This is a genomic window from Bradyrhizobium sp. LjRoot220 (assembly GCF_964252915.1).
Classification (GTDB): Bacteria; Pseudomonadota; Alphaproteobacteria; order Rhizobiales; family Xanthobacteraceae; genus Bradyrhizobium.
The window spans coordinates 346265-362671 of the sequence record NZ_CAXUPS020000005.1 but is presented as its reverse complement, the minus strand read 5'-3'; the positions used below and the strand labels follow the sequence as shown (position 1 = coordinate 362671).

The following is a 16407-nucleotide window of genomic DNA, read 5'->3' as shown; positions in this document are numbered from 1 at the left end:
ACAGATGCGAGAGGTCAAAACGCAAATACACAAGGCGAAATCGCTGCTGGCGCATGAAGATCATGCGACACGGATTCGGTTTGCACAAGGAATGCGCGAAATTGCGCGTTGGCGCATCAATACTCGCCAATGGCCGACAAGGTTATTGAAGCGTTAAGCCGGCAGCGAATTGCCGCACAGTGCAAGCGCTTGGAGCCAGAAATCTCCGGCTCAAGCGGCACGCACCGTGTCGAGGAATTTGCCGACTTCCAACCGGAGCCGATTGCTTTCTCCGGACAGCGACTGCGCCGAGGACAGAACTTGCGCCGAAGCGGAGCCGGTCCGGCGAGCTCCCTGGTTCACGTCGACGATGTTGGTGGCGACCTCGGAAGTACCCACTGCAGCCTGCTCGACGTTGCGCGCAATCTCCTGCGTCGCGCCGCCTTGCTGGTCCACGGAGTTCGAGATCATCGCCGCGATTTGCGAGATCCGGCCGATGGTGGTGCCGATCTGCTTGATCGCCTGAACCGATTCCTGGGTGGCCACCTGCATCCCGGCGATCTGGCTGCTGATCTCCTTGGTTGCGCTGGCGGTCTGCGCGGCGAGCGCTTTCACTTCCTGGGCGACGACCGCAAAGCCCCGCCCGGACTCGCCGGCGCGCGCTGCCTCGATGGTGGCGTTCAGCGCCAGCAGGTTGGTCTGTTCGGCGATCGTGGTGATCAGATTGACCACGTCGCCGATCCGTAACGCTGCCTTCGACAATTCGTTGATGCGCGCGTCGGTGATCTCTGCCTGGCTGACGGCTTCGCCGGCGATCCGGTTCGATTCCTCCACTTGCCGACTGATCTCGGCGACCGAAGCGGTCATTTCTTCCGTCGCGGCCGCCACCGACCTGACGTTTGACGAGGCCTCCTCGGACGCCGCCTCGACCCTGCCGGAAAGTTGCTGCGTCTCTTCGGCGGTTCGGGTCAAACTGGTCGCCGAGGCTTCCAGCTCCGTTGACGCCGAGGATACGGTCTGCACGATCTCGCCGACCGCGGCCTCGAATTCGGCGGCGAGTTTCTGCATTTCCGCCCTTCGCTGCGCCTGCGCGCGCTTTTCGGTTTCCGATCGTTCCGCGCGCAGCCGGTTCGATTCCAGCATGTTGTCCTTGAAGACCTGCAGCGCAGCCGCCATGTCGGCGATTTCGTCCGAGCCGCCGGTCGCGACATCGGTCGCCAGATCGCCGGCGGCAATGGACTTCATGCTGTTCTGCAGCTGCACCAGACGGCGCACGACGCCGCGCCCGACATAATACCAGCCAATGACCATTGCCGTTAACAGGCTGATGAGCGCGAGACTGATCAGGATGATGCGTCCCTGCCCGATCTCCGCCTCGGACTCGCGGACCGCGGCGGCGGCCGAAGCCTCGCTGCGCTTTCGTAAACCTGCCACTTCCTTTTCGAACTCCTGGGCGAGTGCGCGATTTTCCGTCACCACGTTGGCGCCGGCCTTGTCGGCAACCAGTTCGCGCTGCTTGAGCTCGAAAATATTACCGGCATCCCTGCCGGTCTTGACAAGTTCATCGACGAGTTTCGACGCCTCGGGATTCTTGAACGCCGTAGCCGCCTTGCCAAGCCGACCCGCGGTCGCGGTGAAGCGGTCCTTGACCGGCGGCAGCAGATCGGCGGATGGCAGATCGGCGGCTTCGACCAGGATCCCGAGCATCAGGTTGGATTCCGCTCGCAAATCCAGAATGGCCTGCAGCGACGTCAGTTCGTTGTCGGCCAGCGCCGCCAGCGTCTTCTGAACGACCTCCAGGTCCTTGTTGTCAGCCGCGGTCTGCAGCCCCATCGTCAGGGTGAATCCGGCGTCATCGGCCATCGGCGACAGTTTTTCGGCGAGCTTCTGATGCGATTTGCGCAAGCTCGCGACCAGCGCGTCGCGCGCGGCCGCAATGGTCTGGCGTTCGGTGACGGATTGCACCAGCCGGTCGAGATTGGTCAGGATGCGATCGGCGGTCTTGCTGACTTTCGCGGCATCCTCAGCGGCCAGTGCACCGATGCTTTGCTTGAGGTCCTGACGCGCGGCCGTCAGAATTTTGGAGGCGCGATCGCGCTCGGCCTGATCCGTCGCGGCGAGCAGGCGAGGCGCCGCGGCGGCGACGTCACTGGCGGCCCTGACGACCTCGGAGGCTCGCGTGATCTCGGGCAGGCTCTTCCCGGAGATCGCAGCCAGCGAGCGCCCGAGGCTGTCGTAGGAGATGATCGCGCTGCCGCTCGCGAGCACAGTGAGCGCGGCGACGACACCAAAGGCCATAAACAGCCGGCCGCGAAGGCCGAGGCGATACCACGACGTACCAGCGTTCATCGCAAAGAACTCCAATTCAGCAACGCGAAATCGTGCCGCGAGCAGCCCGGCCTTGCCTCGGTGCTCGCGGCCTTCCTGGGTTTACGATCCGGACTTCTCGAGGCGATCAACCGCCTTGAAGCTGCCGTCCGCCTGGATCACGGTCAGGAACACTTCGTTCGAGCCGCGGTTGCTGGTCGGGCTGTAGGACAGCTTGAAGCCGCCGAGATCGAGGCTGCCGGCCTTTTGCACGGCGTCGATCATGGCTTGCCGGGTGAGGTCGCCATCCACCTTCTCGAGCGCTGCGGCAATCGCACGGCCGACAAGATAGCCTTCGAGCGAAACGAAGCCGGGCTGCGCGTCGGGAGCGCTGGCCTTGAGCGAAGCCTGGTAGCGCCCGACCACCGGGATCGCGGCATCCTTCGGGAACGGAACGACCTGCGTGATCACGACGCCGGTGCCGGCGGCACCGAGTTCCTTTGCCAGCGCATCGGAGCCGACAAACGAGATGTTCACAAACGTGGCGTCGAGTTTGATCTGCTTGGCCAGCTTGATGAACTCGGCCGCAGGCTTGTAGGGGCTGATCATGATCACCGCCTGGGGGTCGGCCTTCTTGATCGACAACAGCGCGGCTTTCACCGCCACGGTGTTGCGCTCGAAGGTGCCTTCGCCGGCAAGCTGCATCTGCCGCTTCTCGAGCGCCTTCTTGACGCCGGCAAGGCCGGCCTGCCCGAACGCGTCGTCCTGGTACATGATCGCGATTTTGGTCGCGCCGAGATCCTTGGTCACGCGCTCGACCATGGCTTCGGTTTCCTGGAAGTAGCTGGCGCGAATATTCATCACCAGCGGCTTGTGCGGCTCGCGCAGGAATTCGGCGCCGGTAAAGGCTCCGATGAAGGGCGCGCCTGCCGCCGTTGCAATCGGCTGGGTGGCGGCGGCCGTCGGGGTGCCGACCGCACCGATCAGCGCGAACACCTTGTCTTCCTCCAGCAGCTTCTTGGCCGCTTCGATCGACTTGGTCGGCTCATAGCCGTCATCGACGCTCTTGAGCTCGAGCTTGCGGCCCTTGACGCCGCCGGCCTTGTTGATCTCCGCGAAGGCGGCTTCCAGTCCCAGCTTCATGCCCTGGCCCAAAGCCGAGGCCGGGCCGTCGAGCGCTGCAGCCTGACCAAACACGACCTTGTCAGCCGACACGCCGTTTTCGGCGGATGCGACAATGCTCGTCGCGAGGAGAACGGCCGACGCAGCTAGGAGGGCGTTGAACGGAGTAGCTCGCATATGAATTGTCCTTTGGCGGGTTAAAGGTCGAACGGATCTGCTGCCCGGGTCGCTGACATGACGCCACGGCAACACTGCGTTGCGATTGTGAGCCGGATAGCTTCAGAACAGATTAATGATTGATCGGGTGGGTATTTGTACGGTTGCGGAATCGAGGCGAGATTCACGGCGGGGTTGCACCCATGACTCCTCAACCGCACAGGGCGATCGACGCCAAACCAAATACCCAAGGCCAAATCGTCACTTGCGCGGACAAGCGACAAAGCTTCGGGATTTCGTCGATAATCGGCAGGGTTATCGAAGGATTAAAATGATGATTGCTTGTTCGTGCGACGCCGTCGGCGATCGCTCAACGACACCCTACCTTAGTTGATTTCGATCCGCGTATTGCGCGAGCCGTTGCGCTGGACCAGCGCGAACAGCGCCGCCGCGTGCGAGGGGTGCAGCCTGACGCAGCCATGCGAGGCAGGGCCGCCGAGCCGCTGGATATCCGTGGTGCCGTGAATGGCAAATCCGTAATGGAAGAAGATCGCGTACGGCATCGGCGAGTTGTAATATTTGCGCGAGAAGTAGCGCCGCGACATCCATTGCGGATGGAATACGCCGCTCGGCGTGCCATAGCCGCGGCGGCCGGTCGAGACCGGCCAGTTGTACCGTGTCGCACCGTCGATGCTCACCGCCATGCGCTGGAATGATTTGTCGATCTGGACCACGACACCGGCGCACGCCGGGCCCAATGCCAATGCCGACATCAAAACCGCGGCCGCAAATGTCAGCCGCCTATCCAATCGAAATTTCATAAATTACGCCTTGCCACTCAAAGCGCTCTACCGGCGGCATGATGTCGTTTGGGAACGCGGCTTGTAAAGGAGCGGCGGCCGGCCGGGCGCGAGGGGTGCGAATTAATCTTAACGCGGGGCAACCGGGCTCGCGTGAAAATCCCGCGCGCAGAGGCTGTGGGCGATCAAGCAATTGCGATGGCCGCGCTTGTCCCGCCTTGCCGATTCCGTGCTACGCTTGGCGAGATAGAGTGATCCGATGATACCCCGCCTGATTCTAATCCCGCTCATCGTCTTGACAGGTCTCGCCAATGCCTCGGTGGCATGGGCGCAGGACAAGGGCAGCGTTGAGCCCAAGCCGCTGCCGCCGCTGGCCAACCCCAACGATCCCAACATCGGCGCCAAGGAACTGTTCGGCCGCAGGGCGCTGCCGGCGGCGATGCCGACGCGGGTGCTCGGCTTCTACGCCCATGGCTGCATCGCGGGTGCGGAGGGACTGCCGATCAATGGCGACACCTGGCAAGTGATGCGGCTGTCGCGCAATCGCTACTGGGGACATCCCGACATGGTCGCGCTGGTCAAGCGGCTGGCGAACAAGGCGCACAGGGATGCCGGCTGGCCCGGCATCCTGGTCGGCGACATGTCGCAGCCGCGCGGCGGCCCGATGCTCACCGGCCACGCCAGCCATCAGGTCGGGCTGGACGCCGACATCTGGCTGACGCCGATGCCGAACCGCCGATTGTCGCGCAACGAACGCGAGGAAATGTCGGCGGTCATGATGGTGCGCTCGGACCGGCTCGACATCGATCCCAAGGTATTCACGCCGGGCCATCTGGCGGTGATCCGCGCCGCCGCGCAGGAGCCGGCGGTGCAGCGCATCTTCGTCAATGCCGCGATCAAGAAGGCGCTGTGCCGCGAAGCCAAGGGCGACCGCAGCTGGCTGCACAAGGTGCGGCCGATGTACGGCCACGACTATCATTTCCATATCCGGATCAAATGCCCGCATGGCGCCGGCGAGTGCGAAAGCCAGCCCGATCCGACCGAAGGCGAAGGCTGCAGCGCCGGCGACCTCGCCTTCTGGTTCAAGGATTCGGTGCTCCATCCGAAGCCGCCGGCCGTCCCGCCGAAACCTAAGCCGCCGATGACGATGGCGCAGTTGCCGCCGGCCTGCAAAGCGGTATTGACCGCGCCGGATGCGAAGCAATAGCCGATGGGTGCGGAGCCTTTGCGGCCGCCCCAACAATGCTGTAAGCTCTCCTGCACGATATTCCTGATCGACCGTAAGTCGCAGGAAGACCGGAACGGCGCTTCCGATTGTCGCATCCCGATCCCGACCAATGCCCGATTTGCGCGTGCGAGGACGCGCGCAAACCGGCACGGAGCGCCGCCATGCATCGTATTGCCGCAATTTCTGCCGCCTTCGTCGTTCTGCTCGGCGCGGCGCATTCGCCCGCCGCCGCACAGGACAACACCATCACCGTGTTCGCGGCCGCCTCGATGAAGAACGCGCTCGACGACATCGACGCCGCCTATACCGCAAAAACCGGCGTCAAGGTCACCGTCAGTTACGCCGCAAGCTCGACCCTGGCAAAGCAGATCGAACAGGGCGCGCCGGCCGATGTGTTTATCTCCGCCGACACCGACTGGATGGATTACGCGATCGGAAAGAAGACCATCAACGAGCCGAGCCGGGTCAATCTGCTCGGCAATTCCATTGTGCTGGTCGCGCCGAAGGATTCGCAGATCAACAATGTCAGCATCGGCCCCGGCTTCGACCTCGCCAGGCTCGCGGGTGACGGCAGGATCGCAACCGGCGACGTCAAATCGGTGCCGGCCGGCAAATACGCCAGGGCCGCGCTGGAGAAACTCGGCTCATGGCAGGCGGCCGAGCCGAAATTCGCGATGGCCGACAGCGTGCGCGCGGCGCTGACGCTGGTGGCGCGCGGAGAAGCTGCGCTGGGCATCGTCTATGCCACCGACGCCAGGATCGAGCCCGGCGTCAAAATCATCGGCACCTTTCCGGGCGATTCCCATCCCGCGATCATCTATCCCGTCGCCGCAACCACGACCGCGAAGCCGGCGGCCCACGATTATCTTGCCTTCCTGCGCTCGACGGCGGCCAGGAACATTCTCGAGAAATACGGCTTCAAGTTCCTGGTCAGCCCCTCCACCTGATGTTCGATATCTCGCCCACCGAATGGACCGCGATCCTGCTCAGCTTGCGGGTCGCCATCATCGCAACGCTGGTGGCGACGCCGTTCGGCATCGCGCTGGCGTGGTTGCTGGCGCGGCACAATTTCTGGGGCAAGTCCATCCTCGACGCGCTGGTCCATCTGCCGCTGGTGCTGCCGCCGGTCGCCACCGGCTATCTGCTGCTGCTGACCTTCGGCCGCCGCGGCATGGTCGGCGCGTGGCTCGCCGACCATCTCGGCATCGTGTTCGCGTTTCGCTGGACCGGAGCTGCGCTGGCCTGCGGCGTGATGTCGTTTCCGCTTCTGGTGCGGCCGATCCGGCTGTCGATCGAGGCGGTCGACCGGCGGCTTGAACAGGCCTCGAGCACGCTCGGCGCGGCGCCGTGGCAGGTGTTTGCAACCGTGACCTTGCCGCTGGCGCTGCCGGGCATCCTCGCCGGCATGGTGCTTGGCTTTGCCAAGGCGATCGGCGAGTTCGGCGCCACCATTACCTTCGTCTCGAACATTCCCGGCGAGACCCAGACGATTTCCTCGGCGATCTATTCGCTGATTCAGACCCCCGACGGCGACCGCGCGGCGGCGCGGCTGGTGATCGTCTCGGTCGTGATCGCGATGAGTGCGCTGATCGCATCCGAGTGGTTCGCCCGGCGCGCCACGCAGCGCCTGCACGGGAACTGACCATGCTGCGCGTCGAGGTCGAAAAGCAGCTTGGCGAATTCTCGCTTTCGGCGTCCTTTGCGAGCGAAGGCCGCGTCACTGGCCTGTTCGGCGCGTCCGGCGCCGGCAAGACCTCGCTGATCAACATGATCGCGGGCCTGCTGCGGCCCGACCGCGGCGTCATCACGCTTGATGGCGAAACGCTCGACGACACCTCGACGGGCACGCATGTGCCGCCGCACCGCCGCCGCATCGGCTACGTGTTCCAGGACGCGCGGCTGTTTCCGCATCTCGACGTGCGGCAAAATCTCGACTACGGCCGGCGCATGAATCGCCTCGCCGCGGATCCCGTGCAGCATGCGCGCGTCACCGATCTGCTCGACATCGGCGGCTTGCTGGATCGGCGGCCCGGAAAACTTTCCGGCGGCGAGCGTCAGCGCGTCGCGCTCGGCCGTGCGCTGTTGTCGAAGCCGCGACTGCTGCTGATGGACGAACCGCTGGGATCGCTCGACGAGGGACGCAAGGTCGAGATCCTGCCTTATCTGATGCGGCTGCGCGATGAAGGCATCCCGATGGTCTATGTCAGCCACGATGCCGCGGAGCTGCGCCAGCTCGCGACGCAGATCGTGATGCTGCGCAATGGGCGCGTCACTGCACTCGGCGGCGTGAAAGTACTAACCACCAGCACGCCGGCCTGATGCCGTCCGTGATCCAGATCACATCTGAACGGCGAAGAATTCAAAATATCCAGTATTTATAGGCACTTCCTGAACACCTGTTCAGAAAAATCTTTCGAACTATTTCCGCGCGCTGCGCGTCTCATAAACGCATCAGGCAATCACGCCTAGCAAAACGGAGACTACAAATATGTTTCGTAAAATCGCTCTCGCAGCTGCTGCCGCGATCGTTCTGACCGCTGCTGCTGTTGCCCCGGCTTCGGCTGGTGGTAAGGGTGGTCATGGTGGCCACGGTGGTCATCATGGTGGTCATCATGGCGGCCATCACGGTCATGGCCATCACGGCCATCATCACGGTCATCACCACGGTCATGGCCATCATCATCACGGTCATCACCACCACGGTCATCATCACTTCGGTTCGTTCTACATCGGCGGAAGCTGCTGGAAGACCGTGTGGTCCGACTTCGGGCCGCGTCGCATCTACGTCTGCGGCCGCTATATGTAAGCTGACGGCTATCGCAAGGAGGCCTCAGCCGACGGCTGGGGCCTTCTCCCTTTTGTAGCGTTCGTCGTGACCAGGGCCAAGGACGTTCTAGCGTGTGCGCTTGCCCGCACGGTGCTCGCCCAGCACGTCGCGCAACGCCTGTATCTTCGGCGAGCCCGCGCCCTTGCGCCAGATCAAATAGGTATCGGCCCGGTTCTCGCCCGGCGGCAGCCGATGAACCCGCAGCCGTTTGCTCTCGGGAAATGTGGTGAGAACGCTTTTCGGCAGCAGCGCGACGCCCATGCCTGCCGCGACGCATCCGAGCATCGCGTGATAGGAACCGAGTTCAATCGTGCGCTCCGGCATCTGCTCGCGAAGCGCGTACCAATCCTCCAGCCGCTTGCGATGCGGGCAGCCGTGCTCGAACGCAATGATGGTTTTCGGAAAGTATTCTTTGTTGCCGTTACCTTGGCCGATCGCCGGCGTGCCGGCCGCGGATACGATCACGGGCTCCTCCTCGAACACCGCGACCTTTTCAAATAGCGCATCGGCGATCGGCAACGTCACCAGCGCGGCATCGAGTTCACCGGCCAGGATGGCCTTTGAAAGCATCGGCGGATTGCCGGTGCGAAGTTCGAACTCTACTTCCGGATAGCGGCGATGATATTCGCTCACCGGTCCCGGCAAGCGAACGGCCGCGGTGCTCTCCATCGCCCCGAGGCGAAAGATTCCGCGCGGCCGCGGATCCTGCACCGCGCTGCGCGCCTCATCGGCGAGCGCGAGCAGGCGGTCCGCGTAGTCGAGCAGCACCTGCCCGGCCGGTGAAAGATGCAGGCGCTTGCCCTCGCGAATAAAGAGCGAAACGCCGATGTCGTCCTCGAGCTGACGGATCCGCGTCGTGACGTTGGATTGAACGCGATGCAGATGCTCCGCGGCGCGCGTCACGCCGCCTTCGCGAACGACCGCGCTGAAAATCTTCAAATCCGATAAATCCATTCATCTCTCCACGGGATCATAATCATCTTAATTATTCATTTTATATGATGATCGGCACGCCGTAAAGAGAGCCATCGCAGCGCCCCCGGAAGTCCGGACGCGCCAGTCACGAACGATGGAGGTCACGATGCCAACTGAACATGGAATGCAGGGCAACCCGTCCGACATCCGCCGGATCCCGCCGCTCGAATTTCTCTTGCTGAGGGAGCGGATCGTCCGCGAGGCGCGGATCGCTCGGGCCGCGGCTATCGGCGATGCTGTCGGTCGAGTGTTCGCGGCGGCAACGCGCGGCGTGCGCCTGCTGTCGTCGGTCGTCCACGACGCGTTCGCCCTGCGTGACCTCCTGCCGGCGCGAGAACGCCGCCGGACGGGCCGTCCCAATCAGGTCAGTGACAACTGAAACCACGCCGCCAGCGGCATCACCTCTGAAGGAGAACCGATCATGTTGATCACGATCATGAAACTCGCCCATTTCAACGCCGGGACATTGGCCGCGAACACCTTGCGTGCGATGCAGACCGTCTGCGCCGTACTCTGGCGCTGGACCCAGCAGCGGCAAGCCGCAGCCGACCTGCACGCCATGAGCGATTATTCGCTGAGAGATATCGGCATCGCGCGAAGTCAGATCGACAAGCTGGTGCGGACTTCCGCGCGGCGCCGCGCGCGGCCGACCAACTCGGCCGGACTGAACTGAAATCAGATCTCGGAACCTGGAAAGGAATACCCATGCCAAAAGCATACTGGATCGTGCGTGTCAGCGTTCATCAGCCGGCGCAATACCCGGATTATCTCGCCGCGGCGCGGCCGGCGTTCGAAAAATTCGGCGCCAGGTTCGTCGTGCGCGGCGGCTCATTCGAACGGATGGAGGGACAGGCGCGGGAGCGCAATGTCGTCGTCGAATTCAGGGATTTCGCTACGGCCACCGCCTGCTACCGCAGCGACGAATATCAGAAGGCAAAAGCGATCCGCCAGGCAAGCGCCGATGCCGACTTCATTATCGTCGAAGGCACCGCCTAGACGATTTCCCGCGTGCGCAGATCCGCGATCGCACTGGCGTCGTAGCCGAGCGAAGCCAGCACCTCGTCGGTATGGGCGCCGAGTTCGGGCGCCATGCGGTCGAGCTTGCCGCCGCCATGGGCGAGCTGAAAGCCGCTGCCGGCGAAGCGAAGCCGGCCATAGGGCGTGTCGATTTCCTGGATCGCGCCGCGCGCCGCGATCTGCGGGTGATCGATCACTTCCTCGACCTTCCAGATGCTGGCGCAGGGCGCGCCGGCTTCTTCCAGGATCGTCTCCCACGCGCGCGGATCCTTCTTCGACAGCGCGTCCTCGATGATGGCGCGCAGCGCGGGTTCGTTCTCCTGCCGGGCGAACCAATCGACAAAGCGCGGGTCTTCCAGCGCGTCGGCACAGCCCAGCGCCTTCATCAGCGACTGGTACTGCTTCTCGCTGTTGACGGCGAGCAGCAAATAGCCCTCACCCGCCCTGAACAAATTGGCGGTCGGCCGGCGGCTGACCGCCTGGTTGCCGGAGAGTTGCTGGCGATGGCCGGCGACGGCGTAATCCGCCACCTGACCTGAAAGAAACGCCAGCGTCGCCTCCAGCATGGAGACGTCGACCATCTGCCCCTTGCCGGTATGCGTGCGCTGGAACAACGCGCTGGAGACGCCGAACGCCGCCGTCGAGCCGGACAGCACGTCGCAAACCGCAAAGCCGGCGCGCGTCGGACCGGTTTCGGCGTGGCCGGTAATGGACATGATGCCTGAAAGCGCCTGGATCTTGCCGTCATAGCCGGCGCCAAGCCGCGCCGGGCCGGTCTGACCGAAACCCGAAATGGCGCAATAGATCAGCCGCGGATTGATCGCCGAGAGCGCCGCATAGCCGATGCCGAGCTTGTCCATCACGCCGGGGCGGAAATTCTCCATCACCACGTCGGCCTGCGCCGCAAGCTTCTTGACGATCTCAATCGCATCAGGCTTTTGCAGGTCGAGCGTCAGGCTGCGCTTGTTGCCGTTGATCGCCTGCCAGCCCGGGGCAAGGCCGCGTTCGGCCCATTCGCGGCTCAGCGGCGTGCGCCGCATGTCCTCGCCCTCGCGCCGCTCCACCTTGATGACGTCGGCGCCGAGCAGCGCGAGCTGGTAGCTCGCATAGGGGCCGGCCAGCACCTGCGTGAAGTCGAGAATCTTCACGCCTTCGAACGGTCGCGTCACTGGAAGGTCCTCCTGGTTCTTCCCCTCTCCCCTTGTGGGAGAGGGTGGCACGGACGCGCGGAGCGCGTTCGTGACGGGTGAGGGGTTGTCTCCGCAAACTCAATATCCGCATCCGCGGAGAGATACCCCTCATCCGGCGCTTCGCGCCACCTTCTCCCACAAGGGGAGAAGGAGGAAATCACGCCGCGCGGTTGCCGCGCGCGATCTCTTTCTGCTTGTCGAACTCGGCCCGGCGCCGTGCCAGTTCTTCCGGGCTCATCTGCGCGACGTTGTTGTAGTCGAGCTTCCAGGAGGCATCGTCGCTCCAGCGCAGCGGCGATTGCATCGTGGTACGGGCGCCGGACGCGGCTTCCAATAGACGCAGCGTCAGCTCGAGCGTTTCGGCTTGGGAGGCCACATCCTGCGGCCTGCCGGCCGAGTTGCCGAGCGGGAAATCCGAGAACAGGAAGCGCGGCACGGCGGCGTGCTCGACAATGTCCTTGGCGCAGCCCATCACCACGGTGGCAATGCCGTTGGCTTCCAGGTGGCGCGCGACCAAAGCCGAGGTCTGGTGACACACCGGGCAGTTCGGCACGATCACGGCGACATCGACCTTGTCGGCGAGACAACGCGCCAGAATCTCCGGCGCGTCGGTGTCGATGGTGACACGATGGCTGCGATTGGTCGGCGCGCCGAAGAAACGCGGCGCAACCTCGCCGATCCGCCCGGCGGCCTGCGCCTTCAGCAGCTGCGGCAGCGGAAACCAGGTGCCGCTGTCGGTGGCGGTCGTGTGCTTGCGGTCATAGCCGATATGCGAGATCCGCAGATCGTGCTGCTGCGACGTGTCGCCGTCATAGACCGTGTAAAACTTGGCGCTGCCATTATACGCCGCACCCGGCCCCTGATCGCCCTTGGTGGGATCGTATTGTGCGGCCGTGGTGACGATGGTCACCCGCGATTGCGCCAGCGGCTTTTTCAACGGCTGAAACGGCGCATCGATGTAATGCGCCCAGCGATAGGGCGTGGTGTAGCCGATCGCGGCGTAATAATCCCGGGTCCGCTGCATATAGGGGACGGGGGAATCGTAGTCGGGCGCAAAGCCCAGTTGATCGTCGGACGGGCCGGACATTGTTGTGTCTCCTTGCGTTTCCCTAAGCGTTGGGCCCAAGCTAATGATAGTCCGCCTGTTCCTCAACAGCGGATATGCGATACCGCTGTCGCAAAATCGGGTCCCTGAGGCCGCGCGCAACCAGTCTGTAAGGCGGATTGGAGCCGAAGGCGTAATCCGCCGTTGTTGGCGTCGGCGGGTTACGCTTCGCTAACCCGCCCGACTATCTCTTCACACTGGCAGCGCGACTCGCGGAGAGGCCCCCACCCCAACCCTCCCCCGCAAGCGCGGGAGAGGGAGCGCAGCTTCGTTGCGGAAGCAACTCGATCAATCTCGTCAGCCCTACACCCCCGCGACCTGCGACCAGATCTCCGCCAGCTTGCGCCGGAACGTCTGCAAGCGCGTCAGGGGCACGGCCACTTCCTCTTCCTCGGGCAGGCGAAGGCCGATGACGTTGACGCGGCCGCCGCCGATGCTGCGCGCGACCAGGACGATGGGATCCAACACCAGCTCCGCGCCTTCCTTGGGTGCGTGATCGAGATGGATGTCGAAATAATCCGCCAGCGTCAGCCTGGCCTGCTCGTCACCGACAGCGACGCCGTAGATCTCGGCGAGTTCGCCCAGCGTGTGCTCACCCGACACCGTGAAATCGCCGAGCAGATGCGGATCTGGCGCCGTGCTCGGCGGCATGTCGACGAAGAATCGATCCAGCGCCTCGGCCTTTTCCGGCGGCGCCAGCAGGTAGATGTAGTCCCCGGGCGCGATCGGATCGGCCTCGAGAGGCGAAAGGATTCGCTCGTCGCGGATCACCAGCGTCGGCTTCGACCAGGACGGGATCAGCCCGCGCCGGAAGTACAGGCTCTTTGAGCGCACGGGATAGCCGACCAGCTGCTGCTCGAGCTGACCGGGCAGATCCAGTTCAACGCGGCGCGGGCCACGGTCCGCGCGCGGCAGTGCCACGTGCAGCAGCCGCGCCGCCGGCGCCAGCGTCCAGCCCTGCAGCAGCAGCGAGATGAAGACGACGACAAAGGCGACGTCGAAATAGAGGTACGAGTTGGAGAGCCCCACCAGCATCGGAATCGACGCCAGGAAGATCGCGACCGCGCCGCGCAAGCCAGTCCAGGAGATGAAAAGCTTTTCCCGCCAGTTGAAACGAAACGGCGCGAGGCAGAGAAAAACCGCCAGCGGCCGCGCCAGCAGCATCAGCACCAGCGCCACCAGTACCGCCGGAACGATGCTGCTGATCAGCCGCTGCGGCGAAACCAGGAGGCCGAGCAGCACGAACATCACGATCTGGGCCAGCCAGGTCGCGGCGTCGAGGAACGTCACCACCGAATTATGCGCGCGCGTCGGCCGGTTGCCGACGATGATGCCGGCGAGATAGACCGCGAGAAAGCCTGAGGCATGCGCGATCTGGGCCGCGCCGAAAATCACCAGCGCCGCGGTGGTGACAAACGGCGCATGCAGGCCCTGCGGCAGCGCGACGCGATTGAGCGCCATCACCACCAGACGGCCGCCGACCACGCCGACGACGGCCCCGAGCACGGACTCGCGCAAAAACTCCACCGCGATATGCGTAAACGAGCTTTGGCCGAGCGAAATGAACTCGACCAGCATCAGCGTGAGGAAGACCGCAAAGGGATCGTTGGTGCCGGATTCGGCCTCCAGCGTCGCGCCGACGCGGGGACGCAACCGAAGCCCCTGCGCATGCACCAGCAGGAACACCGCCGCCGCGTCGGTCGAGGCGACGACAGCGCCGATCAGCAGCGACTCCGTCCAGTTCAGGTCGAGCACGTATCTGGCGAACGGCGCCGTGATCAGGGCGGTCAGCAATACGCCGACCGTCGCCAGCACCATCGAGGGGGCCAGCACCGCGCGGATGCTTTGAAAGCGGGTTCTGAGACCGCCGTCGAACAGGATCAGCGCCAGCGCCACCGACCCCACCAGATAGGTAGTACGGACGTCGTCGAAGCGAAGCTGGCCCGGTCCGGAATCGCCCGCCAGCATGCCGATCAGCAGGAACACCAGCAGCAAGGGTGCGCCGAAACGCAGCGCCAGCAGGCTCGAGAGGATTCCGGCCATCACCAGGACGGCTCCGAGCAAAATGGCCAGACTTACTGAATCGAGAGAGGCCATGAGTCCAGGAAGCCTTGAATCAAGGGAAGCGCGCACCTTCGCGATGTTGGGCAAATACTTGCGATTGTATCCTTATCGTCGCCACAGTTGAACGCCAACCGATTTCTGGTAACAGCGGTAAAGTGCCCGATTTACCGCCTAACTCGACCCGCTGACATGTCGTATCGATGGCATCCGCGGCGCGCTTGTGGGAATCTGCCGGCGCTTCGAATCAGTTTTCGCCTGATGGGGCAGCTTGATAGGCTAACTGGCCCCAAACGAGATTTTACCGATGGATCCGAAAGAAATTATCGAGTTGCTGCACACCACCGCGCGCTCGCTCGGCGCGGAAGTCACGTCGCCCTGGTTCTATCTGCAATTTGGCCTGATCCTGACCGGGGCAGGCATTGCCTATGCGAGCGACGCGGCGATCCGCTCGCGCGTCGACATGACCATGTTCGCGATGAGCCTGCCGCTGCCGCTCCGGCACTTCGCCCGCGTACTGGTGTACAGCGCCTCCACCGCGGTGTTCGCGGTCCTGATGATCGCAGCCCGCATCACCATGGTCCATTCGACCTGGCCCAGCCGCAGCTATCTCCTCGCGGTCTGCGCCAAGCTGGCACTGGCGTGGCTGGTCATCCGCCTGGTGACGTCGGTTATTCGCAACGAGTTCATCGTCCGCCTGGTGTCGCTGTCGGCGTGGCTGATCGCGGCGCTCAGCGTCATCGGCCAGCTGCAACCGACCCTGGAGTTATTGGATGCGGATGCGGCCTCGATCGTGCTGGGCGGATTGCGGCTGACGCCGCTGGTCCTGATCAAGCTCGGCGCATTGCTGATCGTGGCGCTGTGGGCGACCAACATCGCCAGCAATTTCGTCGAAGGCCGCATCACCCGCTCCGCGGACCTGACGCCGTCGATCCAGGTGCTGCTGGTGAAGATGATCCGGATGGGCCTGATGGTGCTGGCGATCATCATCGCGCTCAGCGCTGTCGGCATCAACCTGTCGGCGCTCGCGGTATTTTCCGGCGCGGTCGGCGTCGGTATCGGTATCGGCCTGCAGAAGATCGTCGCCAATTTCATCTCGGGCATCATCCTGCTGGCGGATAAATCCGTAAAACCCGGCGACCTCGTCACCATCGGCGACAGTTCGGGCCGCATCAGCGCGATGAAGACGCGCTACATTTCGGTCGCCGCCGGCGACGGCCGCGAATTCCTGATCCCGAACGAGGATCTGGTGACGCAGAAGGTGGTGAACTGGACCTATACCGACAAGAACACGCTGGTGAAGGTGTTGTTCGGCGCCAATTACGACGCCGATCCGCGGCTGGTCTGCAAGCTGGCCATCGAGATTGCCGCTAGCGCCCCCCGCGCCATCAAGAACAAGCCGCCGAACTGCATCCTGACCGAATTCGCCGAAGCCGGCATGAAATTCTCGCTGACCTTCTGGATCGCCGACCCCGACGGCATGGACACGGTGAAGAGCGACGTGATGCTGGCGCTGTGGGACGCCTTCAAGCGCGAGGGCATCCGGGTTCCCTATCCGGTGCGTGAAATCCGGGTCCGGGGCGGTGCGCTGCCGGTCGAATCGGTAGTGGAGGTTTCCAGCTGAAATCAGGCTTTTAGAT

General features: G+C 63.8%; 16 protein-coding genes. 8 read left to right on the top strand and 8 right to left on the bottom strand.

What is annotated here, in order from left to right:
• Positions 1–210: 210 nt before the first annotated feature.
• From ACSQ84_RS22965 to ACSQ84_RS22955, 3 genes are all read right to left on the bottom strand, one after another.
• A complete protein-coding gene (locus ACSQ84_RS22965) occupies positions 211–2328 on the bottom strand; it encodes a methyl-accepting chemotaxis protein (RefSeq protein ID WP_436213983.1) in 2118 nt (705 codons plus the stop codon).
• 81 nt (positions 2329–2409) lie between these two features.
• Positions 2410–3585 carry an ABC transporter substrate-binding protein gene (locus ACSQ84_RS22960; RefSeq protein ID WP_436213982.1) on the bottom strand — a complete coding sequence of 392 codons (1176 nt, stop codon included), beginning with the start codon at positions 3583–3585 and terminating at the stop codon, positions 2410–2412.
• A 365-nt stretch (positions 3586–3950) separates the two neighbouring features.
• The gene (locus ACSQ84_RS22955) at positions 3951–4385 is read right to left on the bottom strand and encodes a L,D-transpeptidase (RefSeq protein WP_436213981.1); all 435 of its coding nucleotides are present in this window, start codon (positions 4383–4385) and stop codon (positions 3951–3953) included.
• A gap of 238 nt (positions 4386–4623) precedes the next feature.
• On the opposite strand from ACSQ84_RS22955, the gene mepA reads away from it, so the two are divergent.
• The 4 genes from mepA to modC all read left to right on the top strand — a co-directional run bounded on the left by mepA (position 4624) and on the right by modC (position 7911).
• Positions 4624–5571 carry a penicillin-insensitive murein endopeptidase gene (mepA, locus tag ACSQ84_RS22950; protein ID WP_436213980.1) on the top strand — a complete coding sequence of 316 codons (948 nt, stop codon included), beginning with the start codon at positions 4624–4626 and terminating at the stop codon, positions 5569–5571.
• 182 nt (positions 5572–5753) lie between these two features.
• Positions 5754–6539, top strand: coding sequence for a molybdate ABC transporter substrate-binding protein (modA, locus tag ACSQ84_RS22945; RefSeq protein ID WP_436213979.1), 786 nt, complete (start codon positions 5754–5756; stop codon positions 6537–6539).
• Positions 6539–7234, top strand: coding sequence for a molybdate ABC transporter permease subunit (gene modB / locus ACSQ84_RS22940; RefSeq protein ID WP_436213978.1), 696 nt, complete (start codon positions 6539–6541; stop codon positions 7232–7234). The genes modA and modB overlap by 1 nt, the downstream gene beginning before the upstream one ends.
• Before the next feature lie 2 nt (positions 7235–7236).
• Positions 7237–7911 carry a molybdenum ABC transporter ATP-binding protein gene (gene modC, locus ACSQ84_RS22935; RefSeq protein ID WP_436213977.1) on the top strand — a complete coding sequence of 225 codons (675 nt, stop codon included), beginning with the start codon at positions 7237–7239 and terminating at the stop codon, positions 7909–7911.
• A gap of 121 nt (positions 7912–8032) precedes the next feature.
• Here modC and ACSQ84_RS22930 read toward each other — a convergent pair whose 3' ends face one another.
• Complete coding sequence (locus tag ACSQ84_RS22930) at positions 8033–8302, bottom strand: hypothetical protein (RefSeq protein WP_436213976.1); 270 nt, start codon at positions 8300–8302, stop codon at positions 8033–8035.
• Positions 8303–8485: 183 nt separating this feature from the next.
• Positions 8486–9373, bottom strand: a complete 888-nt coding sequence (locus ACSQ84_RS22925) for a LysR substrate-binding domain-containing protein (RefSeq protein ID WP_436213975.1) — start codon at positions 9371–9373, stop codon at positions 8486–8488.
• Positions 9374–9500: 127 nt separating this feature from the next.
• Here ACSQ84_RS22925 and ACSQ84_RS22920 point away from each other — a divergent pair, with 127 nt between their 5' ends.
• The 3 genes from ACSQ84_RS22920 to ACSQ84_RS22910 are packed head-to-tail and all read left to right on the top strand — an operon-like array spanning position 9501 to position 10390.
• Positions 9501–9773: a hypothetical protein gene (locus tag ACSQ84_RS22920; RefSeq protein WP_436213974.1), complete on the top strand. Its 273-nt coding sequence runs from the start codon at positions 9501–9503 to the stop codon at positions 9771–9773.
• Between the two features lie 42 nt (positions 9774–9815).
• Positions 9816–10067, top strand: coding sequence for a DUF1127 domain-containing protein (locus ACSQ84_RS22915; protein WP_436213973.1), 252 nt, complete (start codon positions 9816–9818; stop codon positions 10065–10067).
• A 32-nt stretch (positions 10068–10099) separates the two neighbouring features.
• The gene (locus ACSQ84_RS22910; RefSeq protein WP_436213972.1) at positions 10100–10390 is read left to right on the top strand and encodes a DUF1330 domain-containing protein; all 291 of its coding nucleotides are present in this window, start codon (positions 10100–10102) and stop codon (positions 10388–10390) included.
• On the opposite strand, the gene ACSQ84_RS22905 is transcribed toward ACSQ84_RS22910, so the two are convergent.
• From ACSQ84_RS22905 to ACSQ84_RS22895, 3 genes are all read right to left on the bottom strand, one after another.
• Positions 10387–11580, bottom strand: coding sequence for a CaiB/BaiF CoA transferase family protein (locus tag ACSQ84_RS22905; protein WP_436213971.1), 1194 nt, complete (start codon positions 11578–11580; stop codon positions 10387–10389). The two genes, ACSQ84_RS22910 and ACSQ84_RS22905, sit on opposite strands and share 4 nt — an antisense overlap.
• A 178-nt stretch (positions 11581–11758) precedes the next feature.
• Entirely contained in the window at positions 11759–12688 is a 930-nt protein-coding gene (locus ACSQ84_RS22900; RefSeq protein ID WP_436213970.1) for a glycine reductase, read from the bottom strand.
• 321 nt (positions 12689–13009) lie between these two features.
• On the bottom strand, positions 13010–14803 hold the full coding sequence (locus ACSQ84_RS22895; RefSeq protein ID WP_436213969.1) for a potassium/proton antiporter: 1794 nt from the start codon (positions 14801–14803) through the stop codon (positions 13010–13012).
• Positions 14804–15074: 271 nt separating this feature from the next.
• Between ACSQ84_RS22895 and ACSQ84_RS22890 the strand changes: the two genes are divergently transcribed.
• Positions 15075–16391 carry a mechanosensitive ion channel family protein gene (locus ACSQ84_RS22890; protein WP_436213968.1) on the top strand — a complete coding sequence of 439 codons (1317 nt, stop codon included), beginning with the start codon at positions 15075–15077 and terminating at the stop codon, positions 16389–16391.
• The last annotated feature ends 16 nt before the right edge of the window (positions 16392–16407 follow it).